The sequence below is a fragment of the bacterium genome, assembly GCA_037128595.1.
Taxonomy (GTDB): domain Bacteria; phylum Verrucomicrobiota; class Kiritimatiellia; order CAIKKV01; family CAITUY01; genus JAABPW01.
Map to the genome: position 1 here is coordinate 165,869 of JBAXWB010000005.1, position 26,480 is coordinate 192,348.

At 56.1% G+C, this 26,480-nt stretch carries 20 protein-coding genes, 1 tRNA gene and 1 pseudogene; 8 read left to right on the forward strand and 14 right to left on the reverse strand.

Annotation, left to right across the window (positions count from 1 at the left end; all coding sequences use genetic code 11):
- The first annotated feature begins 104 nt into the window (after positions 1-104).
- The gene (locus tag WCS52_04355) at positions 105-1,124 is read left to right on the forward strand and encodes an alcohol dehydrogenase catalytic domain-containing protein (protein ID MEI6166405.1); all 1,020 of its coding nucleotides are present in this window, start codon (positions 105-107) and stop codon (positions 1,122-1,124) included.
- A 21-nt stretch (positions 1,125-1,145) separates the two neighbouring features.
- Complete coding sequence (locus WCS52_04360; protein ID MEI6166406.1) at positions 1,146-1,907, forward strand: SDR family oxidoreductase; 762 nt, start codon at positions 1,146-1,148, stop codon at positions 1,905-1,907.
- Positions 1,908-1,943: 36 nt separating this feature from the next.
- Here the strand turns inward: WCS52_04360 and WCS52_04365 are convergent, their stop codons facing one another.
- From WCS52_04365 to WCS52_04385, 5 genes are all read right to left on the reverse strand, one after another.
- Entirely contained in the window at positions 1,944-2,666 is a 723-nt protein-coding gene (locus tag WCS52_04365; GenBank protein ID MEI6166407.1) for an SGNH/GDSL hydrolase family protein, read from the reverse strand.
- Positions 2,667-2,784: 118 nt separating this feature from the next.
- Positions 2,785-4,314: a sialidase family protein gene (locus WCS52_04370; protein ID MEI6166408.1), complete on the reverse strand. Its 1,530-nt coding sequence runs from the start codon at positions 4,312-4,314 to the stop codon at positions 2,785-2,787.
- A 38-nt stretch (positions 4,315-4,352) separates the two neighbouring features.
- Positions 4,353-5,006: a 2-dehydro-3-deoxy-6-phosphogalactonate aldolase gene (locus WCS52_04375; protein ID MEI6166409.1), complete on the reverse strand. Its 654-nt coding sequence runs from the start codon at positions 5,004-5,006 to the stop codon at positions 4,353-4,355.
- Positions 5,007-5,224: 218 nt separating this feature from the next.
- Positions 5,225-8,662 (reverse strand): DUF4838 domain-containing protein, encoded by a 3,438-nt coding sequence (locus tag WCS52_04380; GenBank protein ID MEI6166410.1) that lies wholly within the window; start codon positions 8,660-8,662, stop codon positions 5,225-5,227.
- A 74-nt stretch (positions 8,663-8,736) separates the two neighbouring features.
- Positions 8,737-11,214 carry a DUF4838 domain-containing protein gene (locus tag WCS52_04385; protein MEI6166411.1) on the reverse strand — a complete coding sequence of 826 codons (2,478 nt, stop codon included), beginning with the start codon at positions 11,212-11,214 and terminating at the stop codon, positions 8,737-8,739.
- A 275-nt stretch (positions 11,215-11,489) separates the two neighbouring features.
- On the opposite strand from WCS52_04385, the gene WCS52_04390 reads away from it, so the two are divergent.
- Positions 11,490-11,903 (forward strand): hypothetical protein, encoded by a 414-nt coding sequence (locus WCS52_04390; protein MEI6166412.1) that lies wholly within the window; start codon positions 11,490-11,492, stop codon positions 11,901-11,903.
- On the opposite strand, the pseudogene WCS52_04395 reads toward WCS52_04390, so the two are convergent.
- Positions 11,882-12,106, reverse strand: a pseudogene (locus WCS52_04395) (type I restriction-modification enzyme R subunit C-terminal domain-containing protein). The gene WCS52_04390 and the pseudogene WCS52_04395 overlap by 22 nt on opposite strands.
- Positions 12,107-12,461: 355 nt before the next feature.
- On the opposite strand from WCS52_04395, the gene WCS52_04400 reads away from it, so the two are divergent.
- Positions 12,462-12,536 (forward strand) — tRNA-Gly (locus WCS52_04400).
- A 68-nt stretch (positions 12,537-12,604) separates the two neighbouring features.
- On the opposite strand, the gene glmS is transcribed toward WCS52_04400, so the two are convergent.
- The 8 genes from glmS to WCS52_04440 all read right to left on the reverse strand — a co-directional run bounded on the left by glmS (position 12,605) and on the right by WCS52_04440 (position 23,597).
- Entirely contained in the window at positions 12,605-14,443 is a 1,839-nt protein-coding gene (glmS, locus tag WCS52_04405; GenBank protein MEI6166413.1) for a glutamine--fructose-6-phosphate transaminase (isomerizing), read from the reverse strand.
- 17 nt (positions 14,444-14,460) lie between these two features.
- Entirely contained in the window at positions 14,461-15,420 is a 960-nt protein-coding gene (locus WCS52_04410; GenBank protein ID MEI6166414.1) for a hypothetical protein, read from the reverse strand.
- Positions 15,417-16,769, reverse strand: a complete 1,353-nt coding sequence (gene glmM / locus WCS52_04415) for a phosphoglucosamine mutase (protein ID MEI6166415.1) — start codon at positions 16,767-16,769, stop codon at positions 15,417-15,419. Before glmM ends, WCS52_04410 begins: the two co-directional genes overlap by 4 nt.
- 136 nt (positions 16,770-16,905) lie before the next feature.
- Positions 16,906-19,662, reverse strand: a complete 2,757-nt coding sequence (locus tag WCS52_04420; protein ID MEI6166416.1) for an HAD-IC family P-type ATPase — start codon at positions 19,660-19,662, stop codon at positions 16,906-16,908.
- 39 nt (positions 19,663-19,701) lie between these two features.
- A complete protein-coding gene (locus WCS52_04425; GenBank protein ID MEI6166417.1) occupies positions 19,702-20,325 on the reverse strand; it encodes an MBL fold metallo-hydrolase in 624 nt (207 codons plus the stop codon).
- Positions 20,322-21,602 (reverse strand): histidine--tRNA ligase, encoded by a 1,281-nt coding sequence (hisS, locus tag WCS52_04430; GenBank protein MEI6166418.1) that lies wholly within the window; start codon positions 21,600-21,602, stop codon positions 20,322-20,324. Before hisS ends, WCS52_04425 begins: the two co-directional genes overlap by 4 nt.
- A gap of 4 nt (positions 21,603-21,606) precedes the next feature.
- Positions 21,607-21,891 carry an HU family DNA-binding protein gene (locus WCS52_04435; protein MEI6166419.1) on the reverse strand — a complete coding sequence of 95 codons (285 nt, stop codon included), beginning with the start codon at positions 21,889-21,891 and terminating at the stop codon, positions 21,607-21,609.
- Entirely contained in the window at positions 21,888-23,597 is a 1,710-nt protein-coding gene (locus WCS52_04440; GenBank protein MEI6166420.1) for a proline--tRNA ligase, read from the reverse strand. Before WCS52_04440 ends, WCS52_04435 begins: the two co-directional genes overlap by 4 nt.
- Positions 23,598-24,730: 1,133 nt before the next feature.
- Here WCS52_04440 and WCS52_04445 point away from each other — a divergent pair.
- The 4 genes from WCS52_04445 (at position 24,731) to WCS52_04460 (ending at position 26,355) form a co-directional block, all read left to right on the forward strand.
- Positions 24,731-24,949, forward strand: coding sequence for an addiction module protein (locus WCS52_04445; GenBank protein MEI6166421.1), 219 nt, complete (start codon positions 24,731-24,733; stop codon positions 24,947-24,949).
- On the forward strand, positions 24,946-25,239 hold the full coding sequence (locus tag WCS52_04450; protein MEI6166422.1) for a type II toxin-antitoxin system RelE/ParE family toxin: 294 nt from the start codon (positions 24,946-24,948) through the stop codon (positions 25,237-25,239). The genes WCS52_04445 and WCS52_04450 overlap by 4 nt, the downstream gene beginning before the upstream one ends.
- A gap of 457 nt (positions 25,240-25,696) precedes the next feature.
- Positions 25,697-25,969, forward strand: a complete 273-nt coding sequence (locus WCS52_04455; GenBank protein ID MEI6166423.1) for a hypothetical protein — start codon at positions 25,697-25,699, stop codon at positions 25,967-25,969.
- Between the two features lie 68 nt (positions 25,970-26,037).
- Positions 26,038-26,355, forward strand: coding sequence for a hypothetical protein (locus WCS52_04460; GenBank protein ID MEI6166424.1), 318 nt, complete (start codon positions 26,038-26,040; stop codon positions 26,353-26,355).
- Positions 26,356-26,480 lie beyond the last annotated feature (125 nt).

Here is a 26,480-nt window from a genome sequence, read left to right on the forward strand (position 1 = left end):
TTCAATTCTTCCTCGGGACCATGTTCGGGAAATGGTTAAAAGTCGGGGATGGATCGGCTAAATGATTCAGGTTTACAATAAACAGGAAAGGGATGAGGAAATAGATGAAGGCGATAATATATGTGGGTAAGGATAAGCTGGAAGTGCAAGAGGTGCCCGTGCCTGTTGTTGGGCCGGAACAGATACTTCTGAAGAACCATTATGCGTCGATTTGCGGTAGCGATATTCATATTTTGGCGGGAAAGCATCCCCGTGTGGTCCCGCCGTTGATCATGGGGCACGAAGGATCTGCGGAAGTGGCGGCCATCGGGCCGTCGGCCAAAACAGAGCTGAACGTCGGCGACCGGGTGGTGGTGGAACCGCTCCTTTCATGCGGTCACTGCTATGCCTGTAAAACCGGATTGCAGCACATCTGTCACACCCTGGGGCTCTATGGCATTGATAAGCCCGGACTGTTTGCCGAATATGTCGCGGTGGACGCGGCGCGCGTTTTCAAGCTGCCGGATACCATTTCACTTGACGTGGCGGCCCTCATTGAGCCGATCGCCGTTGCGGTTCATTCCGTGCGGCGATCCAACATCAAAGTGGGTGACCGGGTCTGTGTCCAAGGTGCCGGTCCAATCGGCATTCTCACGGCGCTTATGGCCCGTATGGCCGGGGCGTCACGGGTATTGATCAGTGACAAACAGGCATTCCGGCTGGATCTCGCCCGGCAGTACGGACTGGAAACCATCGACCTCAACACGCAAGACCCGGTTGAAGAAGTCAAAAAAGCCACGGGCGGATGGGGCGCGGATGTGGTGTTCGAAGTGGTGGGCATTTCGGCGACGGCCATGCTTTCACCCGATTTGTGCCGGGTCCGCGGCACGATCTGTGCCGTGAGCCATCCCAAAGAACCGCTGATGATGAATATGTTGCGCTGCAATTTCAAGGAACTGACCATCACCACGGTTCGGGTGTATGAAATGTTCGATTTCACGCGTGCCATTGAGATTGCCGCCTCGAACGCAATCGATTTCTCAAAGATCCTCTCACGGCCGTTTTCTCTGGATGAAGCCGAGGCCGCGTTTGATGCCGCCAAAAGTGGGAACACCGTGATGAAAGTGTTGTTCAAGATTTCTTGATGAATGAAAGGAAATGACGGAATGAATTTGTTCAACGTTGAAAATAAACGCATTCTCATCACGGGGTCGTCACAGGGGTTGGGGTTTGCGTTTGCCGAGGGGCTGGGCCTGGCGGGCGCTGAAATCCTCCTGAATGGACGCAGTGAGGAAAAGCTAAAGGCCGCCTATCAGAAACTCATCGGCAAAAATATCAAAGCGCACATGTGCCCGTTTGATGTCACGGATGAAGCCCAGGTGGTTCCCGCGATTGATAAAATCGAATCCGGGATCGGCCCGATTGACGTCCTGATCAACAATGCCGGAATGATCGCCCGCGGGGCGTTTGAGGACTTCGACACGACGGCTTGGTGGAATGTCGTGGAACTGAATCTTAAATCGCCGTTTATCGTCAGTAAGGCGGTGGGCAAAAAGATGATTGCCCGGAAAGCAGGCAAGATCATTAATATTACGTCCCTGTTAAGCGAAGGGGCCCGGCCTTCAATCTCCCCGTATACCGCCAGCAAAGGAGGGCTTAAAATGCTCACTAAGGCGATGGCTGTTGAATTCGCGAAGCATAATATTCAAGTTAATGCCATTGGGCCCGGCTATTTTGCGACGGATCTCAACCGCACACTCAAGGCAAACAAGGAGTTTGATCACTGGGTGTGTACCAGAACCCCAGCCGGCCGCTGGGGTGAGCCCGAGGAACTCATGGGTGCGGCCATATTCCTGTCGTCGAGCGCCTCGGGTTTTATTACAGGGCAAACCATTTATGTGGATGGGGGCTGGCTTGCGGCACTTTAAGTGGCTTTCGGCGCAGCCCATATCCGCTCAAGACGTTTACGGCTTCGCGGAGGGCACGGATGCCGCAGGTGACGGTGGCAATAAGGGGACGATGATTTCGGCCACCTGCTTTGACTGGAGCGCGGTTCCCTTCTCCTTGTAATGAACGCCGCTTTCATCCCACAACTTGCCGGGATAGTTTGCGACCAGCGTATACAGATCGTCTACGGCGATACCCGCCTTGGTAATATGCTCTGCGGCGATCTTGTTCCGTTCGATCACGTTTTCATCGGGCTTGTCACCCTTCTTGGCGCAGGGCGTGGTGGTAGCCCAGATGAGCTTGGATTTGGGGGCGTAGCGCTGGATCGTGCTGAGCATATCCGCAAACCCTTCCCGGTAGGTGCTCATGTCTCCATGAAGGCCGAAGTTGAAGTGGATGACCGAATAGGTGTTCATCCGGAGCACCAGTTTGAGCTCGTCAAGTAGGGCGGGATCTCCCACGGCCAGGGATGTGGCTAACATGGAGACATACGCCTTGCCCTTGAGCGCGGTCCTGACCTCCGTAGTATACCGTGCAGTAATCGAGTCTCCGATGAGCAGGACAAGAGGTAGATTCGCCGCTTCAGGTTCGGACCCCTTTGTGTTGATGGAGAGGGTGCTCCAAGTCGCTCCCTCTCTGATCTTCTTGTAATGGTAGAGCCCTTCGTCCTCGGAATTGGAGATGGCCATGCCTGCCATTAAAGCCGTTACCGCAAATACGATCGTTTTCTTTGTCATCATTTCCTTTTCCTATATTCTGTGAAGGTTTGTTAACCCATCACTTACCGGTTCCTTATTGCCCAAGCCAATCGGGATGATTATGCGCATCAATCATTTTCATAGACTCCAAACATAGGGTTCACGACCGTCCAAAGCGGAAGCTGTATAAAGTGGCATGACTCATGGCGAAATTCATGCGGATGAGTTTCCCGGCAAAAGCGCCGACATTACTCCCGTGCTTCCATTTGACCATGCGTTCTCCCCTGTCCCCCTTAAGCTCAATACAATCATCCAAAGTGAACCCCTTTATGGGAATTCCGAAGAAATCATGTAACTCTACACGGATACAACCTGTCGGTGATGTGGAATAGTCAAGATATAGGGAGTCCCCTTCGAACCGGAAGGGAAGAATGAGCAGCTCTCCATGGCTGTCCTCAGCGCGAATCGACACCCCGCTCTCACCTTGTTTTTCCCGTCTCACGTTTATCAGGTGGTCAATAAACTGGTCATTATCCAAAGGCGCCTGCTCAAGTCCGAGAGTGACACGATGTTTCTGGCTGATGATCGTTGGCCCCCTGTCGACATATCCCGGTCTGTGATTGCGTAATATATCCTCCTCCGTGAAAGACTGGAGCAGGATTTCACTCTCCCCGAGGCGATTGCGGTCATAAATCATAAGGAGCCTGCCTTCCGGCGTTTCCACGGCGTCGGGATAACTGACATTGGTTCGTTCATCAAGGAGAAGCTGGTAAGGCCATGATAGACCCTCATCATCCGACAGCAGTGCCGTTAGATGACTTCGCTTGGTGAAATTAACGTGGTTGATCAATAGCAATCGACCCGAGCGCAATCGGCGGATATGGAAGCGGGAGCAGGGGCCCGGCAGAACCGCGTGAGGAGAGGCTAGCCAAGTCCGTCCACGGTCATGCGAGAAAGCCTCACCGATGCCGTCCTTGACGCGTACCAGCATCCACAATGTCCCATCATTCTTTTCGACAATGATATGTTCATCACAGTCACGATTCGGCACGTCGGCTGAACCCAAAAGCTCGAACGTTTTCCCCTGATCACGGCTGCACACGACATTCGAATACTCTTCCTCAGGTAAGGAGTGAAAATAGGGGCGGTTATGGGTCCAAATGGCGCAGGGGAAAAGCCATTCCCCGGTAGAAAGGACCGTTGGTCGGTTCTTCATCACGCCATTGGCAATGCGGCGGGGAGTTGACCATTCCGGGGACGGTGACCCGGAATTTTCGCATCGAATGAACCACACCCCTCCACGCCCATCAAATGTCTTGCCGTAATGGGCGCACTGCGCCCAAAACAACCACATTCTCCCTAGCGGATCATGCCAAAGCACAGAATCAAAAGCGCGAATGATGCCAGGCGGATCAATCACCAAGGTGGGTTCAGACCATGTGAGTCCGTCATCAGCGCTGGTTACAAGCACAGCATAATTGAACTCGTCTTCATTACATCCGCCGGAAAACCAGGTTGCCCAGAGGCGTCCATTCGCGGCACGCTCAATTCCGGGAACCCCCTGCCACTTTCGGTTTCTTTCAGCGTATTCAGGTCCTGGGCAGAACTTGATCGGCACCGGCTGCATCGCTAAATCTTCAACATTTCCCGCAGACACTCCCGCTTTAACAGGAAGATTTACTGTATTCATAAAGATCGGTTACCTCTCAATGGAAGGGCTATTGTTTGTTAGATTCCGCATGGCCTCAACCGCTTATGTGCGGCCAAAGCCTTGACAAGTTCCTGAACCGCAAGATTGATTTCGGAAAGTGACTTGCCAGGTTTATAAAGATCAGAGCCAATCCCTACCCCGTCAGCAACACGTAAATACTCTGATAAATTCGAGGCATTGACGCCTCCGACGGCCAAAATCGGGGCATTGATGACCGCTTTCAGGTCTTTAATATATCCCGAGCCTAATCTCCCGCAGGGAAAGCACTTAAGATAATCCGCACCAGCCTGAATGGCTGAAAAGCCCTCCGTAGGAGTCATAAATCCAGGGATCGAGACCAATCCAAGGGCTTTCGTTTTCCGGATAACTAGGGGATTCGAGTCCGGAGAGATCATATACCGAGCCCCAGCGGCGGCGGCATTGACCACATCGGCTTCCGATAAGACGGTGCCCGCTCCAATCAAAATACGGCCCCCTTGGTCATATTTTGCAGACAGCAGGCGGATGCTCTCTAGCGCCTCTGGAGAATTCAGAGGTACTTCGGCCAGAGTGAACCCGCCGTTTTCAAGGGCATCATGAAGCCCTTCAATTTCTGCAGGTTTTACCCCTCGCAAAATGGCAATGGCGGGGCATTCATCAATTTTCTTCTTAAAAACGTCATACGTATCCATAAATAGGTTGCCTGCTGAACTTTCTGGAAACAGTTCTTATCCTTAGTATTTATTGATTATAAGTCCCTGCTCGTTTATTTCCTTCACGGTCTCACCAAATACCTGCACAAAATCACCAATTTCAGGTGCCCTGATCTCGACAGGGAGGAGGTGCTGATTCTTAGAAAATGATTCGGCGCATTTTCCCGTGTCACAATCAAATCATGAGAACCGGGCCCCTATTTGGTTGTGATGAGGGAAATCTTCTGGTTCAGTGCATCCCTGCACTTCTGTGGTAGGCCGGAGACCGCCGCAGCTTCGTTATATTTGGCCAGGGCGTCAACGTCCTTGCCCTGCGCCCGGTAAACGTCGCCATAAGCTTCCAGAATACGCATCTTTCCCATACCGGTATCGTTCACCTTCGCCAAGGCGGCCAGAGCCTCAGCATAGTGGCCCTGCCGCAGAAGTATCCGGCACATGGCCATCCCCGAACTTGTATGATAGGGGCCGCCTTTCAAATTATCTTTGGCGAGGACTTTTTCATAAAATTCCAAGGCCTTCGCATCGTCCTTGAGTTTCTCGTAGACCTCCCCGAGGCATTGTGCGGCAACCATAGACAACGGGTTTGGACGCCCCACGGCTCTGCTCAAATCGTCCACCGCTGCCTGAAGGTTGCCCAAGTCACGGTACGCGCAGCCACGCTGATAGAATCCCTCGCCCGCCAGGGGATCCGGCCATTGACTGATATCTTCATCCTTCAGCATGCCAACCAATTCCTTCGGGTTTTGTCTCGCCAGCATCATTTGCATGCGGCAGTGCAGGGAAACGGGCTTAAGCTCAATCGTCTTTGCCAGAAGGATGGCCTCGTCATACTGCTTCTGCCAGTTGAGGCTGTAGGCCGCATAGCGTAGGCATTCGGCCGTCTTCTGGGGGGTGGGCGCTGTGTTGGTTAATTTCAGGAAGGCGTCCTGCGCATCATCGATTTCCCCGGTTTCGTACAGTCTCATCGCCAGCGCGAAATCCTGGGGGAAATTCATTAGCTGGAGCCCCACTTGGCGGTCTCTGCCCTGAAATATGATTTCCCCGAGCCCGTCGCGAGCCGTTACTTCTTTCGTGTCCACCTGGGCCGACCAGATGGAGCGCTCGACGGAGGTCGAGCCGTCATGATGCACGCGCCCAAAATTGCCCAGCCAGACTTTGCCCCGCTCGGGCGGCTCGACCCCCAGTGTCCTGAAGGGAATCCGCAGCAGCGCCAGCCAGCGATTGGTCGCTGAATCAAGGGCATTGGTGGACGTCCAGTCACCGCTCCAATCGGGGTCATCCTTCCCATAGCGTGGGTCTATGCCGTCTACGATGAATCCGTTGGCCGCATCGTATTTCGACTCGGGTAGTGGCCCCACGGTGAAATGATAGAATTTCTCGCGAGTACCCAGCGGGGCGATCACGAGATCCAGCAATTCCTGTTTATCCACCTTGCGGTCCGGCAGTTCGCATTCAAAGCGCAAATAGAGACTGTCTGAGTCAAAAAGCGCCCGCAGGACGGTCTTGCGCGTCAAGGGCTCTTTCGTACCCGGCATGCGGCGCAGATCCTGGGCGGTTGACTTTGCCCATACCGCCGAATTCAGTAAGATCGGCCCGACGGCGCTTTTCACGACCATGCTTTTCGTGCCAGGCAAAGCAGCGTTCCGCATCTCCCGTGTATCCCAGTTCAAAGGCGTGTCTTTGTATTTGGACAGGTACATATCACGCTTGAGTGTGACATGATCGAGTGAAAGACCGCCAAATGGCCGCATCTCCGGCCAGCCGGTAATCGGTTTTGTTTCGGCGGGATTATTGGTGCTGTAGTACGAGGCGATCAGGGCATTCCTCGAGTCTATCGCATCGAGCAACACGTCACGCAGGGCGCGGGTGGGCTGCATCCGGTAGGCGTCAGACAGATGCACGACCGTCGCAAGGCTCTTGAGGTAATCGAATTCCAGGCGCACGAGCGCCAGTCGGCATTTGACCTTCCTGGTATCCGCCAGTCGCTCAGCTTGCACCAGCTCCGCTTCCAGTGTCGCCAGCAGGTCCGGCGTGTAAAGAAAACTAATGATTTGGAAGGAATCCATCAAATACTTCCTGCTTTGACCCTTGATATCCTTATAGACCCAGGAAGGACACCCGATACCCAGAACGCTCGCGTAAGACTCGATGCCATGATAGAGGTCGGTATAGAATTGTTCCATGGGCTCGGCGGCCCCGCCGAACGCGGCCCCGCAGAATTCACTCATCAACTCCTTCGCGTTGTTCGTCGCCGGATCGTCGTATAGCCGTCCGAACACGTAGTAGACCGGTCCCTCCAGCCCGTACACCTCACTGACGCCGTCCCGGCAGGCGCCAATCACGTGCTGTTGGGAGAACATCCTGGCTTGCGTCTCTACAAAACGAGGGGTGCGGGTCGGCGTGACATACCCGTTGGCCAGGTGATACCCCCCCCAGTATTGCAAATCCACAAGGAACCCGCCGATTCCCTTGTATTCGTTCAGCCGGGCAAAAGATTCAGGGGTCGACATGCAGGTGGAAATCACCACGTTTGACGGAAACGATTTGAACGTCTTTGGCAAGGTTCCCGTGACGCTATAGGGCTCGAGCATGACTTGCCGGTCCGGGTACGAATGGTGTAGCCGTTCAGCCAGATCCCGATGGAATATCCAAAGCTTCTCGCCCCAGTCATTGCCGGTGCCATATAGATCCCTGCATTTTTCGCACTGACAAGGCCGGAATCCGTCTGTTTGCATAATAAAGAGCGACTGGTATCCTTTGCTGAAGGACTGAGCCGCCCACTGGTAGATTAGCTCCTGGACTTCAGGGTTGGAGATGCAATATTGCGCGGTCGACCAATCATTCGTGTTCCCGATCCGCTTGCCATTGATCAATGCGAAATATTCCGGATGCGTCGTGCAGTATTTGCTCAGCGGTATGGCCAGTTCATAGGTGTGGGCGAGCGGCATCCGGTCGCAGACGGGAAAGAGATTGTTCGCCACTTCATAGAATCCCTCCTTCGGCTCGCCCGTGTTGAATGCAAGAAAAGGTTCCTTCCTGACGTCCAGGTCTGCGGGAATCGCGATTCGCCAGGTCTTGAGGAACTCGAAACAGGGGGAGTCCAACAGATTGACGTCGGAAAGGGGGGCGGACCACGGCCTCGTTGCCGGATACAAGAAGCGCGTTCCGGCGTACTGTCTCAGGAAATCAGCCGCAGCCTTGGCGGTGCCCAGTATGGGCATCAGCCTCTGGCCGGGGGCGCCGGCGTCGTTGATGGTGGGCGCCTTATCACGCCCCGCCACGATGACGTCTCTCCCGACTGCTTTGCAGGCGTAAGCCCAGTCTTTGAATCGAGCGGCCTCGATGCCGTTGGTCCGGGCGAACGCAGTATTGCCGAGATAAATTCCCGGCCTGCCCGGATCGCGTCCTGACTCGGGAACCACGGGCAAATCGGCGCCATTCGCTTTAAAGGCCGTCTGGACCAACCGCGCCGTTTTCTCGAGGCAATTACTGATTACCGGGCTCAGCAAACTATCCGGAACCACAATCTGGTACTCGGTCTTCCCGCCCTCGGCCAGCACGAGATCTGCGGCGGAACCTGCTGAAACGCCCGTCACCCCCATCATTCCTGCCACCGCTAACAATCTGATGTTCATGGACACTCCTGACCCTTTCGTCATTTCCTTCACGCTGAGGTACACGCCTAGGGGCTTACCACCAGACGGTGGTATTACTTGACAATCAGCTCTCCGAATTTCCAAGGTTCGCAGAAACCCTTTGTTCCTGTCGGTGAAAAAGCAGCGTCCTCCACTTCCTTGCCACCCCTTATCCGCATGCGGCAGAGGTTGAAATGCCAGGGGGCCTTTGCTGTCGGTTTCTTTCCTTCCACCTTTTTCAGGGGATCGGCGCCGCCCGCGTCGTTATCACTGACAGGAATACGCACTTCCACGCTCCAGAACGTATCGCCGACATACGTGGCGACCTCGGCCTCGGAAGACCAGAGCGTGTCGAGTCTCTTGATCCGGTCAATGTCCACCAGCGCACCGGCAGGATTGATGGCGAGCTGATAATAGGAGTGCGACTGCGTTTCCAGCAGCAATTCGACGTCATCCCCGGTCATCAGGTTCAAATCATCCTTGGATTGTGTGGCGGCAATGTTCAGCCCTTTCATATCCGCTTCGTCACAGCGGATGCCGACAATCAACGCCATGTCGCTCCATACCATTTTGAACGTGGTTCTGGACGCGGCCGGCTGGCTTGAGACGATTTCCTTGAGTTCATATTCCGGCACATCCTTCCAGAACGGCTTGTCGAGTTTTCCGTCCAACTTGAAATCCAAATTCTGGCGCTCAACGGCTTCCGCCCGGGGGCCCTTCCGGCCCGCGGCCAGTTTATCGCGTAGCTTCTTCATCGGTTCAACGAACGCGACCATCAGGTCGATCCGCTTGCCGTACACCGTGTCTCCGGCCGCCTTGCGGGCGGCAGCGAGCAGTTCAAACGCCGTGTCAATGGGGGCTGCTTGCGACTGCATGAGCGGCCAGTTCGTTTCGGAGAACTCGATGAACGTCTTCATCTCCTTGGCGGCAGGGCCGTAGAACTTCTCGCAATACTCGTTCAGGAGTGCGTCAATATCCTGACCGGCATCCCAGTAATACCGCGCCGTTACGTAGATATTCAGGTGGTTGAATCCGGGCGCATGCATGTCCTTGCCGCCGGAGTCGAAGCCATAGGTCCCTTCCGTGTATTCGCCGTACGATTGCCCCTTCAGCGAGTGCAAGTCCTCCGCAATGATATGCGGCAGATATACCGGCATGCCGGCGGTAGGGATGGTCGGGCGGCTGGACAGCAGGAACTCGGAGGTGCAGAAATTGCCCGGCGCCACCTTGTCCAACCAGGCCTTGCGGTTATTTAACACATGGGCGCGGAAGTCCGGATCGGTGAATCCCTGTCGTCCATTGAAGAATCCTGCCACCACGTTGGGACTGAACTTGTCGATCTTCGTTGGAGGCAGCCAATAGAGGCCATAAGCCTCGCAGCGCACGGTCTTGTCCGGATTGGTCTTGTACAATTCCGTGGCCACCCGATTGACGAACTCCCATACGTAGTCGGACAATATTCCTTGGAATCCACGTTCTGGCGAGCCCTTGCCCTTGCACAAGTCGCATTGGCAGATGTTGCTCAGGGAGTCGCCCGGCATGATCGAGATTCCCGGCTCATCGGGGTATATCTTGAAATAGGCGCGGCAGAATCGCACGGTGTCGTCGATGAATTTTTCCGAGGAAAAGCAGGGAGTCCCCCAGCCAAACGGCTCCAGCATCTCCCGCTTGCCGTTAATCAGGGCAAACTCCTCGGGGTGGGACTTGTCTCGGATATGAACGTGCACAAGTCCATGAACAATATCGCCAATCCCCACGAGATCGGGCGCCTGTCCGAGCCCGATCCGCAGCCGCCAGAGCACGGCCTCTTTCGAGCCGGACGCGAAGGTAGGGGAGTAGAAGCCGCAGTTACGGTACGCAAAATCCGGACGAACGACCTTGTTCATTTGGTCGAACGCAATGGACTTGCTGGCAGGAACGATTTCACCGAGGTCGCCGGCCATGTACCAGCGCACCCCCTGCATACGTAAAAACTCATAGACGGCATTCAACGACCCCCGCTCATCAAAATCCCATATATCGAGGGCTTGATTGTAGGCGCTGCCGGGCCAGCCGATCGGGTTAGTCCACTTCCCCCCAGTCAGCGCGTCCCATTCCTCGTAATAGAATGGGCGTGAATTCTTATTGCGGATATAGGTCGGAGGCGCCTTGAAATCTTTGTCATACCCCAGAAGTGCCAGCCAGTTGTCCCCGGACACCATCTTGAAGGCACCGTATTTGAGCCCTTCATCGCTTAATTTCAATGCGTCGGTATAAGCGCTTCTTCCAACATAGATCTTGACGGGGATTCCGGTGCCCGGCGCATTGGTGATCGCCAGTCTGGCCCCGCTGATTTTCTCGATATACGTCTGCAGCTCCGTCGCGGCCAGTTTCACCGCGCGCGGCGGATGTTCGGAGACGACGATCTCCGCCTGAGTCTTCCCGTCCTTGACGATGAACGACTCGGCACAGACGGCCGTTGAGAGCATACTGCCGAAAATACCGAGGATAATAAACGCGGCGCAGCCCGATTTCCATCCCTGGGAGGGGCGCATGACAGGTCCCTTATTCATGGCGTTCCTTTTTTGAAGATCTCTATCGCTTGGTTATAGGTGGTGCTCCGTTGTTCGCCTGAACAATCCTTCGAACCACTCAGTCTTCACGGTATATAACCTTCCTCGATCCTCGTTGCCTTGACGTTCTCACCAATTACTAGCAGAATATCACTTGTTCCTCAACGCGAGTCGCCAGGGTCGTTGGAAAAAACCGAAGCGCTTCGGTTTTTTTGGGCTTGGAACCTACCCTCGATAACGCCTTGCGCCACATGCGGGCAGATCATGAGGCCGTAATGATCGAACAGGACGGCCGTGTCATTGCCGTACTTGTTCCGCCAGAGGAATATTTGCCGGTGCAGAATGCTGACATCCCGCCGGAATTCTGGCAGGGGTTGCGGGAAGCTCAAGCGGGAATCGGCGTTGACATAGAGACGGCCCTTACGCCTGCTATTCCCGCCGTCACCCAGTGGAGGATAGATTGTGTGTCTCTGGACATTCTGGAAGTTGGCGTAAACTGTCCCGTGAAATTCCGCGCGAAGCACCGGTGGCGTTCGCCGTCCCCGGCGAACGATTCGCCCATAGCGCTTCGCTTAATCGGCCGCCAGGGACGTCGGCCGCCACCGGTCGCCATCGAGAAAGACCCACGCTCGCACGTACACACGGGGTTTCTGTATCGCCTTATTCCCTATGCCGTCGTCGCCTGCTGATAAAGGTACTTCTGGAATCCAGCAAAGACGGCTTTGATGTTATCCGGATCGCCAAGGTCGTGAACGGCGTCGGCTATCGAATCGTGATACTTGAGTCGCAACAAGGGCGTCAGTTTATCCTGGTCCAGCTCCTCTACGCCTACTGATACGTAGTGGGATAGCACGAAATCGAGGAAGACCTGTTGTTTGGCGCTGAACTGGGTATTTATGTGACGGCCATCAATATAAAGCAGATGGAGCAGGGGACATTAGTCCCTATGTATCTCGCTAACGATCCGGTAGTCGAAGACGAGAACACGTTGATCTTGTCGCGATCTAAAAAACAGGCCCCTCGGATGATTAGAAAAAAACAAGGTCTTAGGTTGACGCATATGCGCTGAAGGGGGGACAAGGCTGAACGCTTGCCCCGCCTTCAGCGGGGTCGTGGAATCAATCTCCATATTCAATGCCTTGGAATAAAAATGTGCTCATTCCCTTAAAATGCGATTTATTAGCAGTTTAATTCTATTCTGGACAAACCAGACCTAGGTGAATACAGTCTCTCCAGTTTTTCTGAGTGCGGGAGTAATTCAGTGGTAGAATGTCAGCTTCCCAAGCTGAACGTCGTGGGTTCGATCCCCATCTCCCGCTCCACTTGAAAATCTGATTCTCGGACGTAAACAATACGGCTGTGCCAAGTTTGTCCGGAATAGAATTAACCGTTATTCAACGGTGACGCTTTTGGCCAGATTCCGGGGCTGATCAATGGGACAGTTGCGGATTCGGGCCATGTGGTAGGCAAATAACTGGAGTGCAACCACCGTGACAATCGGCGCGGTCAGATGCGAGCATTTCGGAATGTGAATCATGGCATCGACTGGAGCGGAGTCGGAACTACCCTCCGTGACAATCCCGATCACGGGGGCATGTCGCGCCCGGCACTCCTGAACATTGCTGATCATCTTTTCCCGGCCGGCAATATCATTCAGCAATGCCATAACGGGCACCGACTTGTCCAGCAGGGCGATGGGGCCATGCTTGAGTTCCGCCGCATGATAGCCCTCGGCATGGATATAGCTGATCTCCTTGAGCTTCAGGGCGCCTTCCATGGCGACAGGATAGAGGCAACCGCGGCCCAGGAAAAAGAAGTCTCTGGCTTGCGCATAGCGCTCGGCGACGGCAATTACTTCATTGTTCCGCGCCAGAACAGACTTGATCAATTCGGGAATCTGATGGATATCGGCACAGATTTCGAGCCCCTGCTGGCGTGACAACCGGCGGCAGCGCCCGATCTTAAGGGCCAGCATCAATAACACGCTCAACTGGCAGGTGAACGCCTTGGTGGAGGCCACGCTGATTTCGGGCCCCGCATGCAGGTAGACACCCCGTCCGGTTTCGCGGGCGATGGTGGACCCTACCACATTGCAGAGCCCCACGACCAGGGCTCCCTTTTGTTTCGCTTCGCGCACCGCGGCCAACGTATCGGCCGTCTCGCCGGATTGGCTGATGGCGATCACCAGGTCATGCGGACGGATGATGGGATTGCGGTAGCGGTATTCGGCCGCCTGTTCCACATCCGTGGGCAGGTCCGCCAATTCCTCAAAGTAATATTTGCCCACCATGCCGGCGTTCAGGGAGGTCCCGCACGCCACAATCACCACCCGCTCAATGCTGGAGAGTTCGCGCGGCGTCAGCGCCAGTCCGGACAAGATGGCGGTCGCCATTGTGTCATCCAGCCGGCCCCGGATGCTGTTGTTGATGGAGTCGGGTTGTTCATGGATTTCCTTGAGCATGAAATGCTCAAACCCGCCTTTTTCAGCGGTGCCGGCATCCCAGTCGATTTTGGCGATTTCGCGGGAGACCGGGACATTGTGGATGTTCCGGATTTCAACCCCCGACGCCCGGACAATGGCCACATCGTTGTCATCCAGATAGATGACTTGCCGCGTATAGGCGATGATGGCGGCTACATCGCTGGCCACAATGGTTTCTCCCTCGCCGACACCGATGACCAGGGGACTGCCCTTGCGGGCCACCACGATCTCACCGGGGGTATCGGCTGAAATCACGGCAATGCCGTAGGTCCCCTCGACATGTTTCAGGGCGGCGCACACGGCGTCAAATAAATTGCCCCGGTATAACTCGCCAATCAGATGGCTCAGCACTTCGCTGTCGGTTTCCGACTTGAAGGTATGCCCCTTGGCGGTCAACTGATTGCGCAGGGCCAGATAATTTTCGATGATCCCGTTATGGACCAGTGCCAGCCGGCCGGTTTGATCGGTATGGGGATGCGCGTTCTCCGCTGTCGGGCTGCCGTGGGTGGCCCAACGGGTGTGTGAAATGCCCGTGTGGGCGGTCTTGAGAAAGGCATCGGTCCACTGTGTATGTACGGCGTTCTCCAGATTCTGGACTTTGCCTTTATCTTTCCGGAGGTGAATGGCATTTTCCGCGATCAGCGCCACGCCGGCAGAATCATAGCCACGATATTCAAGCCGCTTCAAGCCATTGATCAGGACATCAATCGCACCTTTATTTCCCACATAACCGACAATACCGCACATGTTTACCTCGCAATTGCTTAATTTAAAACGTCTTTACTGATGACCGCCCCCGGGAGGGTGGACATATCCGGCCACAATTTGCGGCCGGGGTAAATGCTGGTGTGAATCCCCGTATGAACGCGATCCCCCATGACGCAACCGAATTTGCGTCGTTTGGTATCCACAATACGTCCCTCAATCATGGATTTATGAGTGAGGCCGTCGTGCCGGAAGTTTGAGGTGATGGTCCCTGCACCGAAATTCACGGCTTCGCCGATAATGGAATCCCCGCAGTAACTCAAATGGCCGATGCTGGTGCGGTTCATGATGATGGAGTTTTTGATTTCCACCGCCTGTCCGATATGACAGCCATCCCCGATGCTGGTGTTGCCGCGGAGATAGCAGTTCGGCCCGATCTTGCAGTTTTTTCCAATGACGACCGTGCCGTCGATATACACGCCCGGCAGCAGTTGGGTCCCTTCACCCAGGAGCAGGGTGCCGTCATTATGAACGCCAGGTGACACCCGGGCGCCATTGTTCAGGGTGAGGGCGGCCATAATGGGGCCCTGAGGCACCGCTTCGCCCTTGAGGCGGTAATCGACCAGGGTCTGCAGAACGATTTCATTGATCCGCAAAAGGTCCCACGGATACGCGACCAGAAAGGTGTTCGGGTCGATCGGCAGGGAGGGTGCCTTCAGGACGGCGTTGGCCGACTCGCTGGTCCAGGCGAGAATGATGCCGCGGGCATTGCGGACGGCCACCGTGCCCTCGGCCTGCAGCAGGGCGGCGAGGACAGGTTTTGAAAACCAGGTATCGCCCCGTATGAAAAGAGTGCGGTCATCAGCCCCGCTGGAGGTGTTGTAACCGGCATCCTTGAGAAGCTCCTGTTGCAACTCCCCCAGAAGTCGGTTCCCGACGCGGCAGGCGGCGAGGGGCCGGGTTGAGGTCAGCGGGAAACAGGTTTCAGGGCTGTCGGCGTCCAGGATCACAGCTTTCATAACGTCAATTCCTTCCGTACCACGGCACTCAACGATTCCATCCAACGCGTCACCTGCTCGGCTTCGCGTGCTTCAATCAGAATCCGGAGCTTGGGTTCCGTGCCGGAGTATCGCACGATCAGGCGTCCGCCATCTCCTAGATCGCAGCGGCAGGCCTCCATCGCTTCGACCAGATTGGGAATCGACTCAATCGGTTTGCGTTGCTTGACCTTGATGCTCACCAGTTGCTGGGGGTATTCCTTCATGCATTCGGCCAGTTGCGCGAGGGTGGCCCCCTGGCGTCGCATGAGCCGCAGAACCTGAAGGGCGGTGATGATGCCGTCGCCGGTGGTGGCATAGTCCATCAGGATCACATGCCCGCTTTTCTCGCCCCCGACATTCGCCCCGGTCTTGCGCATGCGGTCGATCACCAGACGGTCTCCCACATCGGTGATATCCAGCTGAATGCCGGCGTTTTTCATGGCTTCATGCAGACCCATGTTGCTCATGGTGGTGGTCACCAGCGTATTGTTGCTCAGCAGGCCGCGGGCCTTGAAATCCAGGGCGCACATGGCCAGGATCCGGTCGCCATCCACGACATTGCCATGGGCATCACAGAAGATCACGCGGTCCGCATCGCCATCAAACGCAATCCCGATATCGGAATGGGTGTTAAGCACCGTCTGGGCCACGACCTCGGGGTGCAAGGCCCCGCAGAGATTGTTGATGTTGTAGCCATCCGGTTCAACGAATGTTTTGGTGACCTTCGCCCCGAGTTCCTTCAGGATCAGTGGAGCGATATAATAGGCGGCCCCATTAGCGCAATCCACCACCACCTTGAGATCATCAAAGTTCTCGTTTTTAATGGTGCTTTTGGCAAATTCAATATAACGCCCCCGGGCGTCGTCGATACGGTAGGCCTTGCCCATCTGGTCACTGCGGATATGCTCGCAGCTTAACTCACCGGAAGCGATGTGGTTGGTAATGTCGGCTTCCATGGTGTCGGAGATTTTAAAGCCATCATTGCCGAAAATCTTGATCCCGTTGTCGTCAAAGGGGTTGTGGGAGGCCGTCAGCATGAGACCGACATCCGCGGCCATCGAGCGGGTCAGATGGGCCACGGCGGGGGTGGGCACCGGGCCCACGAGCATGACATCCACGCCCATGGCCACCAGGCCGCTTGTCAGGGCGGTTTCCAGCATATACCCGGAGAGCCGGGTATCCTTGCCAATGACGGCCTTGCAGGAACCATGCCCGGAGGCCCCCAGCGTATGGCCCAGCGCTTTGCCGATCTGCATGGCCACTTCCGGCGTCACCGGGTAGTGATTGGCCTGCCCCCTGATGCCATCGGTTCCAAATAAACGTTCCATGGTAAGCCCTTTTTTTACTGAATTGATGCCCAAAATACACCGGATGCCGGTTTCATGCAAGCCAACTCCCCGGCGCCGACTTCCCGTTTGTGTTCATGGAGGGTTTTGCTCTGTCAAAACCACTTTGTCAAAACCGCTAATTCCGCCGGTTGAGGATCCACTTCTCCAGACTGATCACCGGCAGGATCACGGCGGCCACCAGTGCCGCCCGGGCCCAGGCCCAGAGGTCCAGGGCGGTCGTGTGGAACAGCAACTGCATGAACGGCAGATAGGTAAAGGCCCCCTGCAGGAGGAGCAGGATTCCGATTCCGATCCAGATCGCGGGATTGCTGAACCAACCCAGGCTCCCCAGATGGTCCCTCAGGCTGCGGCAATGCAGGAGGTAGAAGATCTGGAAGAGCGTCATGGCCGTGACCGCCATGGTCTGGGCTTCGGCCAGCGCCTGGGCATGCCGGGAGGCCTCGATCACTCCGCCCAACCCGCCTACGCGCAGGATATACTCCCCAAGGAAGAGGGCGCAGGTTCCGGCCGCCATGACGATCGCCACCAGGGCCGTTCTGAAAAAGATAAAGCGGGAAAAGATCGGGGTCCCTTTCGGACGCGGTTTTCGACGCATAGCGGAGGGCTCCAGAACCTCGAAGGCGATCGGGGCCGACAGGGCTACGCTGGCGACCAGGTTAATCCACAGGATCTGACTGGGGGCCATCGGGAGGAGCAGCTCGGTGCCCAGGCTCATCACTATCACCGTCGGGAAAAAGAACATGGCGCTGGCCAGGGTTAACGCCAGGCTCAGGTTGGTGGGCAGAATAAAGGCAAGGGCCTTGACCAGGTTGTCATACACGCGCCGGCCTTCCTCGACGGCCGCGGCAATGGAGGCGAAGTTGTCATCGGCCAGCACTACCTTGGAGGCGTCTTTGGCGACGGCCGTGCCGGTGATGCCCATGGCGATGCCGATATCGGCGCGTTTGAGGGCGGGGGCGTCATTCACGCCGTCGCCGGTCATGGCCACCACATTCCCATCGGCTTGCAACGCCCTTACCAGTTTAAGTTTATGCTCCGGCGCCACGCGGGCAAAGACATGACAGCGTCGTGCGGTGGCGATGAGTTCCTCCTCCGTGAGGGAATCCAGTTCCACGCCGCGCATGGCTTGGTCGGCGGGTTTCAAAATACCCAGTTCGTGGCCGATCGCGGTCGCAGTGACATGATGATCGCCTGTGATCATTTTGACCGTGATGCCGGCCCGGTGGCAGATGGCAATGGCGTCGATGGCCTCCTGCCGCGGGGGGTCAATCATGCCCATCAGACCCAGCATGGTAAAGCCCGAGGCGGCCCACTCCGGGGTCAGTTCGGTCATCTCCGGGGCGGGGGTCCGTGCGGCGAAGGCCAGTACCCGCATGCCCTGTTCCGCCAGCGCGTGCTGGGCGGCCTTGAGTTTTTGGAGGGCCGCTTCGGAAAGGCCGCAACGCGCCACCACCATCTCCGGTGCCCCCTTCAGATACACCGCGTTAATGCCCTCACCCCGGTTCAGTGTGGCCATGTACTTGGTTTCAGACTCGAAGGGCAGGACATCCACGCGGGCATGGCGTTGGCGCAGGGTATTGGCTTGCAGGTCCACCTTCTGGCCTGCCACGACCAGCGCGGCCTCGGTGGGATCGCCGGTGATGGTCCATTGATCCTCCTCCTGCCGGAGCTCGGAATCGTTGCACAACACGCCCGATAGCAGGAGTTCGCGCAGGGGGGCGGGGAGGTCCGTGATGGTTTGCCCGTTGCATTCCAGCGATCCGGTGGGGATATAGCCGACTCCCGAGAGCCGGTATTCCTTCTCGTCGCACCACAGCGCTTGGACTGTCATTTCGTTGCGGGTCAGCGTTCCCGTTTTGTCGGAACAAATGACGCTGGTGGAGCCGAGTGTTTCCACCGCAGGCAAGTGGCGGACCACCGCCCGCCGGGACGCCATGCGGCGGACTCCGATCGCCAGGGCGATGGTGATGATGGCGGGCAGGCCTTCCGGAATGGCGGCAACCGCCAGGGTAATCGCTGTCAGCAGGGCTTCGTCGAGTTTCGCGTGCTTCACGAGGACCCCGTAGCCGAATAAAATCACGGACAGACCCAGTACGGCAATGGTGATCCATTTGGTGACCTGGGCGAGTTGCTGGGTCAACGGGGTTTCCAGTTGGGGGGTCTGGTTGAGCAGGGTATTGATGTGACCCAGTTCCGTCTGGCTGCCTGTGGCCACCACCACGCCGGTGGCGGTGCCCTGGGTGACGACGGTGCCGCCGTAGGCCATGCATAAACGATCCCCTAAAACCGCCTCCACCGCGACCGGTTGGTGATCTTTGAGGGTCGGCACGGATTCACCCGTGAGGGCCGATTCATCGACGCGCAGGTTTTTAACCTGCAGGAGCCGCAGGTCGGCGGGGACCCGGTCGCCGCCAGTCAGTTGCACAATATCTCCTGGTACCAGGTCTGCGGCAGGCAGGGCATTCAGGCGTTCATCACGCAGGACGGTGGCATTCTCGGGAACCATGGCCGAGAGGGCCGCAATGGCTTTCCCTGCCCGATGCTCCTGGATAAACCCGATAATCGCGTTGATGACCACCGCGCCGAATACGACACCGGAGTCGGTGTATTTTCGCAGTAACACCGCGATCACGCCGGCCCCGATCAGCAACCAGGAAATGGGATTATTGATCTGGCGCCAGATCAGCGTCAGCGGTCCATCGACCTTGGCTGGCGCCAGCACGTTGGGGCCATACTGTTCCAGCCGTTCGGCGGCGGCCGCAATGCTCAAGCCTTGCGTGGTGCTGTTGAGGGCCTTTAACGTTTCCTCACCTTGTCGGGCATGCCAATTGGCGGGTGGGGAAGTGGCCGGTTCTTTCTGGCTTGGATTCATTTTCCGGATCCTTTCGCGTCCCCTGAGGACCGTGCTCATTTAGAATTGCATGAACGAATTGGTGCGTTTTTCCTGGCCAATGGTGGTTTGAGGGCCATGGCCGGGATAGACGACCGTCGCATCAGGGAGTTTCGCCAGACGGGCCAGGGATTTCGCCATCAACTTCTCATCACTCCCATCCAGATCGGTCCGGCCGACGGTGCCCATGAAAAGGGTGTCTCCGGTAAAAATGATATTGTCATCCGGGAAATAAAAGCAGACGCCACCGGGGGAATGCCCGGGCGTCGCGATGATTTCGTAACGGAGTCCCGCATCTGAATAAACTTGCCCGTTAGCGAGCAGGCGTTCGATTTTTTTCGGGCGTTCAGGCGTGTCGTAGTAGGGAAGCGACTGATTTAGATGACTGAACGCCCAGGATTCATCCAGCGGGTGGATGGATACCGGGGCGGGGAATGAGCGGGTCAGTTCCGCCAGCCCTGAAACATGATCCATGTGGCCATGCGTGATCAGGTAGGCGGCGACGGTCAGTTGGTTCTGCCGCAACGTGACCGCAATGATTCCGGCATCATCACCGGGGTCCACAACCAGTGCCTGCTGGGCTGGGCCGACGGCCAGATAGCAGTTAACCTGAAAGGTGCCGACGCCGATGGGAATCACTTTCATGAGCCCACCAGACTGGCCAGGGTCACTTCCTGTTCGGTACGGTCGGCCAGGGTCTTGATCCGGACGGCCCCCTTGATGAGATCATCCGGGCCGATGAACATTCCGCGCCGGAAGCCGACCTTGCCGGTTCGCCCGAAAAAGTGTTTCGGTTTCTCCGCGTGCAGCGAGACATCCACATTGGTGCCGCCTGCCCGCAAGGCGCCGGCAATCCGGATGGCGGTGTCGCGCTGCGCGTCCTCCATGTAGGAGATCGCCAGATCCTTGCCGGCGGCAGGGTGGGGGACTTTGCCCTTCTCGGCCAGCAATTCGGCAATGACCACATCGCCGAACCCGAGTCCAACGGCGGTCATGGGTTTGCCGCCCAGATCGCCCAGCAGGTTATCGTAGCGGCCCCCGCCGAAGATGGCACGGAGACTTCGGCCGGTGTCAAAGCCTTCAAACACGATACCCGTGTAATAGCCGAGTCCGCGGATGACGGAGATGTCAAACTTCACCATATCACTCGCGCCATACAGCTTCATGATGTCGAAAAAGCTCAGGAAATGGTCCAGGGCGGGGGTGCGTTCGCCCAGGGCGGCGATGACGCTGTCGAGGGTGTCCAATGCCAGCACCCGGAAGGCCGCCGCAATGCTCTCCTCCGAAAGGCCGTTTTCCTTGAGGAGTTTGGTGATTTCCTCATCCGGGATCTTCCCCCGCTTGTCCAGCGCGAGGAAGGTGGCGGAGTGATGCTCGCGGGGAATGCCGGATCGGGCAAGGATGTCCGACAGCAAGGCCCGGCTATTGACATGAACGCACACCTCGGTGCTATCGAGACCGAGCAGCTTCAAGGCCTGGATGGCGGCCATCACGACTTCCGCCTCGGCCACCACGGAGGGTTCGCCCACCACATCCAGGTTCCACTGGTAATGCTCGCGCTTGCGACCGCGGGTCATGCGCTCATACCGGAAGCACTGGGCGATGGTGAACCACTTGAGCGGGAAGGTCAGCTCGTTTTGCTTCGCCACAATCATCCGGGCGAGGGTGGGGGTCATTTCGGCACGCAGCGCCAGTTCCCGGTCGCTTTTATCCTTGAACCAGTAAATCTGGTCCTGGATTTCCTCGCCGCCTTTACGTTTGAGCAGCTCCAGGCTTTCCACGACGCAGGCGTCGTACTGGTCGAACCCGAACCGCCGCGCGGCGGTGGACCAGGCCTCGAAGATGGCGCAACGCAGCGCCATGTCGTCAGGATAGAAATCCCGCATGCCGCGGGGGGGGGCGAAACTGATGGGATCTGCCATGGGATTACTGCTGTTTTAAAACGACCGCTTTCATTTCCTTGCCGGGCTTGAATTTCACCACCCGGCGCTCCGGGATGACGACCGTATTTTCCGGCTTGTTCGGGTTGCGCCCAATGCGGGGCTTGCGGATCTTGATCTCAAAGACCCCGAAATCACGGAATTCAATGTTTTCGCCTTTGGCCAGGCTTTCCGTGATGTAATCGAGGGTTTTCTGGATGACTGAAAAAACCTGTTGCTGGGGCAGGCCGACTTCACCGGCAATACGTACGACGAGTTCGCGCTTGGTCATTGGAGTTCTCCTTGAATCGCTTTTTCTATGAAAGATACGGTTTCGTTGAGGGGGATCATCTGCTTGTCCTTATCGGGGCGGCGCTTGATTTCGACTTTGCCTTCCGCCAGTGAGCGTTCGCTGATCACCGCCCGGATGGGCAGCCCGATCAGGTCGGCATCCTTGAATTTGACGCCCGGACGTTCATCCCGGTCATCAAACAAGACCTCGATCCCTTTGGCTTCGAGCGTTTTGATGAGGTCCTCGGCCACCCGCATGCTTTCCGCATGACCGGTATTGGGCACCACCACGCAGACCTTATAGGGGGCCACGGACATCGGCCAGATGATGCCATCGGCGTCGTAGCTCTGTTCAATGATGGCCTGCAAGGTGCGGGTGACCCCGATCCCGTAGCAGCCCATGACGCTGATCTGGTGATTGCCCTCTGCATCCAGGAAGCCGGCATTGAACAGCTGGCTGTATTTGGTGCCCAGTTTGAAGACATGCCCGACCTCGATGCCGCGTTTACCGCGCATGCGGGTGCCGCAGCGGGGACACTTGTCACCCTCCTTGGCAATGACGAGGTCGTGGAAGGCAGTGACCGTGAAGTCACGCCCGACCAGCACATTGATCAGATGGCTGTCGGCGACATTGGCACCGGTGGTCGAAACGCGGGGTGTCTGGAGTTCCACATCGGCATAAATGGGGATGTTGAGGCCCACAGGACCGGCAAAGCCCACCGGTGCCCCGGTGACTTTGGCAATCGTCGCATCGTCGGCCAACTCCAGGCGGGTGGCTTTAAGAATACGCGTGAGCTTATGCTCATTCAGTTCGCGGTGACCGGCCACCAGCACCGCAATCGGCTGGCCATCGGCGATATAGATCAAGGTTTTGATGAGGTCCCAGGGTTTGATCTGGAGGAAGGCGGAGACCTCCTCGATCGTACGCTTGCCGGGGGTGGCCACCACGGACGGGGCCTGATCGGTGCTGGACGGTTTCGGAGCCGGGGTCTGGCGTTCGGCCCGTTCCAGATTGGCGGCATAGGAGCAGGTTTCACACTCGACGATGCCGTCTTCGCCCGCGTCGGCCAGCACCATGAATTCGTGGGAGAAATCCCCGCCGATGGCACCGGTGTCGGCTTCCACCACCTTGGTGCGCAGGCCGCACCGGTTAAAGATGCGGACGTAGGCGTCATACATGGCCTGATAGCTGACATCGGCGGCTTCCCAGCTCACGTCAAAGCTATAGGCATCCTTCATGCTGAATTCCTTGGCGCGCATCAGCCCGAAGCGGGGGCGGATCTCGTCGCGGAACTTTGTCTGGATCTGATAGAAGGTCTTGGGAAGCTGGCGGTAGGAATTGATCTGCCGGGCGGCGAGGTCCGTGATGACCTCCTCGTGGGTCGGGCCCAGCACCATATCGCGTTGCTGCCGGTCCTTGATCTTGAACATGGAGTCACGGAGCACCGCGTAGCGGCCGGAGGTCTCCCAGATTTCACGGGGTTGCAGGGCCGGCATCAGCACTTCCAGGGCGCCGGCGCGATCCATCTCTTCGCGTACGATGCGCTCCACGTTGCGGAGCGCCTTGAGGCCCAGCGGGAGGAAGGTATAGAGCCCGCCACCCAGCTTCATGATCAGGCCCGCCCGCATCATGAGTTTGTGGCTTGCGATTTCAGCATCCTGCGGGGCATCCCTCAGGGTCGGTATCAAAGACTGTGTCCAGCGCATAAACTGACTTCCTTTTTGGCAAATGAAACGGGCGCATTTGACACAAAGAGAACGGGTTATGCAAGAAAATTGCGTCAACTATTGCGTAACTTGCGCGGGGATAAAGCCCCGGCAGTTTTATTTTACTCATTAGTATTGGATAGACTGCCCCCTGGGTAGAGATTATATTCGAATATGGGTAGCCTGATAAATTGACGGAGCGGGCGCGTGACTAATATTGATTGAGGGAAAATAAGCCCTGATAGGACGGCTGAGTGGGGCGGGGTAGTCTTAAGTGCTGATATTACACGATCCCAAGATGATAACGGGATAGACGGGTAGCATTATCAAGGGTCCTGACCGTTGATAACGGGAAGCAGGAGTAGCATTATCAGAAATATATAGAAGGTGCGTTTTTGGTGGGACTTGTTTGTAATCAAGTGCTTGTGTTGAAAACGGCGGATCCTGATATAAAGTGATCATGGGACAGGATTTAAGAACGGGATCGGTTTATCCTGATAAATCGGGATCGGCATAATAACTAGTTCGGCATGAAATTTATATGACCAAGGCAGACAGAAGAGAGACTAAGACGATACTGAGCGTCATCGCAATGGTGGTCTTGGCCCCTCTTGTCGCCACAACAACGTTGGTCTGTGGATGGCCTGAGCGCTGGGGCGGATCGATAAGCCCATTGGCAATCATCACTATGGCCCTCTTTGGTCTCATTACAATTCCACTTTGGCCCACATACATTCCTGCAATTATTCTCACTCCGTTACTTATGCGGAAAATCGCACCTCACAGACTATTTATAAATCTTTCGATCCCGGTCTTGGTACTGACGTCGCTGCTGCTCGGCGCACTAGGAGGCCTCTGCATCATGTTTCCGGTGATTAGAATGTCGTTGCATACGGAGTTTGCTCTGCAATGGAAAATGGCCGGTGCTTGTTCAGGTGCGATAACGCTCACGGTGATTTGCTTGATTCATCGTTGCATCTCAGACGAAGGTGCCGAACAATGCCCTCCACCACTACCTCGTGTCCCTGCGGGCCACTCGGAGGGTGAGGGCTGAACGTTCGCATTTCAGGGGAAAATCAAAAAGATCCGAAAGTTGATTTGAAATACAGATAGCGAAGGAATAGTATTTAGACATGACAACAACCTTGGCAATTGACCGCTTATCAAGACCTGAAAAACTCCGTGTGATGGAGGCGATCTGGGTTGATCTAACTCAGGATGAGGTTTTGACTGAGTCTCCGGGCTGGCACAAGGAGGCTTTGGCTGAAACAGCTCGCCGGGTCAAAAACGGAGCAGAACCGATTCTTGACTGGGAACAGGCGAAGCGGGACCTCCGGAAGCGTATTCGATGAGCATCAAGATACTTGCTTCCGCATCCGAAGACCTTGATCGCGGAAGAATCTTCTACTCGCGGCAAGGCGAGGGGCTGGGCGAGTATTTTTTGGATTCCTTAGCTTCCGACGTTGATGCCCTTGCTCTATATGCTGGTATTCACCCCAAGGTGTTTGGCTATTACCGCCTTCTCTCGAAACGTTTCCCGTATGCCGTTTATTATCAGATCAATAGAAACCGTGATGTCATTGTGTGGCGTGTCTTGGATTTGCGTCAAGATCCAGTGCGGATACAAAGGGCATTGAAATAGTTGCGAACCAGAAAGTCCAGGTTACCTCGCGTTCCGCTCGGAACCTGACTTTCGCCGTTGGAACAAGACCAATGACAAAGAAAGAGATGTTGATCCGGAAGATGGGACAGAGAGTCACATTTGTGGCACCGCTTGGGGTGCTGCTGATGGGGCTCAGTATCTATGCCCAACTTCACGGTAAGCCATCCATCGGATTTTGGGTGGCTATATATGCTACCGCAGTAGTGGGCAGCATTTGTATGCTGTTGAACATCTGGTTCGCGATCAAGTGCCCGGATTGCAGACGGCGGATTGGTGTGGCAGTCTTTCTGTGGTGTAACCCACAATGGGGGCCTCAGTGTTGTCCTCGCTGTGGATCCGACTTTGGTGCTGAATGGAAACAATGAGATGAAGTTCCAACAACCGGTCGCTGGCTATCGTCGCTCCGCTCCTCAGCCAGAACCGGAGCGTTAGCGATATGAAGATAACAGAACGACAATGCAAATGCGGGATTTGGACAGGGTTCGTGGTTGGCGTAGCGATTCCAATTCTCCTGACGGTCGTGCCGCCAGTTCTTAGCGCAGTGAAAGTTGTCTCAGGAATAGCAACTCAGGAATCCCTGGTGCGAGATATTAAAGTAACACGGTATTTGAAACCGTTAGTAGGTGTGACCGGAACAATAGGCCCTTTAATTTTGGTGGCATCATGGTTATTGATGAAGCAAAAGCGAAAAGAAAAAGAGCTTCGCTAACAAGAAAATCCACGGTACGGCTCCGCCCCCCGTGATTTTCGCCGTTCGGATGAAAGAGGAGAATGATTATGGACTGGAGAACATGGTCGCCGTTTCAGTCGCAGGCAGTCAAAGACATTTGCAGCCACATGACGGAAGACGAGAAAAATGCCGTAACCTCCTACGGAGCAAACTTTGGGGTGATGGTTGCAGTGTTTTTCGCCATCCCATTGTCAGTTGGCCTGACGTCCCTGCGCTCTTCGATAATCGGGCTGCCGGGTCTAGCCTTGCTCGTATGGCTTATTATCGGCGTCTTCGTTCTCATACACCGGCGCAGGAAGGGCAAAGAACTGCTCTGTTCAACACAGTGGGCGAAGTCCCAAGGGATCACGCCAGACAAGGTCTGAAAATGGCAACCGAACCACTGGCCGCACTGTACGACTCACCCCGGCGGGTTCGTCGCCAGTGAGCCAGAGCGTTCGGCAAGACCAGATTAATCAGAAACGAACAAAACATCGTGTTGCCATAAGGC

Bases quoted from the DNA above. Each gene is read 5' to 3' on its own strand.
- WCS52_04355 (MEI6166405.1), top strand. From the start codon at position 105: ATGAAGGCGATAATATATGTGGGTAAGGATAAGCTGGAAGTGCAAGAG.
- WCS52_04360 (MEI6166406.1), top strand. From the start codon at position 1,146: ATGAATTTGTTCAACGTTGAAAATAAACGCATTCTCATCACGGGGTCG.
- WCS52_04365 (MEI6166407.1), bottom strand. From the start codon at position 2,666: ATGATGACAAAGAAAACGATCGTATTTGCGGTAACGGCTTTAATGGCA.
- WCS52_04370 (MEI6166408.1), bottom strand. From the start codon at position 4,314: ATGAATACAGTAAATCTTCCTGTTAAAGCGGGAGTGTCTGCGGGAAAT.
- WCS52_04375 (MEI6166409.1), bottom strand. From the start codon at position 5,006: ATGGATACGTATGACGTTTTTAAGAAGAAAATTGATGAATGCCCCGCC.
- WCS52_04380 (MEI6166410.1), bottom strand. From the start codon at position 8,662: ATGAACATCAGATTGTTAGCGGTGGCAGGAATGATGGGGGTGACGGGC.
- WCS52_04385 (MEI6166411.1), bottom strand. From the start codon at position 11,214: ATGAATAAGGGACCTGTCATGCGCCCCTCCCAGGGATGGAAATCGGGC.
- WCS52_04390 (MEI6166412.1), top strand. From the start codon at position 11,490: ATGATCGAACAGGACGGCCGTGTCATTGCCGTACTTGTTCCGCCAGAG.
- glmS (MEI6166413.1), bottom strand. From the start codon at position 14,443: ATGTGCGGTATTGTCGGTTATGTGGGAAATAAAGGTGCGATTGATGTC.
- WCS52_04410 (MEI6166414.1), bottom strand. From the start codon at position 15,420: ATGAAAGCTGTGATCCTGGACGCCGACAGCCCTGAAACCTGTTTCCCG.
- glmM (MEI6166415.1), bottom strand. From the start codon at position 16,769: ATGGAACGTTTATTTGGAACCGATGGCATCAGGGGGCAGGCCAATCAC.
- WCS52_04420 (MEI6166416.1), bottom strand. From the start codon at position 19,662: ATGAATCCAAGCCAGAAAGAACCGGCCACTTCCCCACCCGCCAATTGG.
- WCS52_04425 (MEI6166417.1), bottom strand. From the start codon at position 20,325: ATGAAAGTGATTCCCATCGGCGTCGGCACCTTTCAGGTTAACTGCTAT.
- hisS (MEI6166418.1), bottom strand. From the start codon at position 21,602: ATGGCAGATCCCATCAGTTTCGCCCCCCCCCGCGGCATGCGGGATTTC.
- WCS52_04435 (MEI6166419.1), bottom strand. From the start codon at position 21,891: ATGACCAAGCGCGAACTCGTCGTACGTATTGCCGGTGAAGTCGGCCTG.
- WCS52_04440 (MEI6166420.1), bottom strand. From the start codon at position 23,597: ATGCGCTGGACACAGTCTTTGATACCGACCCTGAGGGATGCCCCGCAG.
- WCS52_04445 (MEI6166421.1), top strand. From the start codon at position 24,731: ATGACAACAACCTTGGCAATTGACCGCTTATCAAGACCTGAAAAACTC.
- WCS52_04450 (MEI6166422.1), top strand. From the start codon at position 24,946: ATGAGCATCAAGATACTTGCTTCCGCATCCGAAGACCTTGATCGCGGA.
- WCS52_04455 (MEI6166423.1), top strand. From the start codon at position 25,697: ATGAAGATAACAGAACGACAATGCAAATGCGGGATTTGGACAGGGTTC.
- WCS52_04460 (MEI6166424.1), top strand. From the start codon at position 26,038: ATGGACTGGAGAACATGGTCGCCGTTTCAGTCGCAGGCAGTCAAAGAC.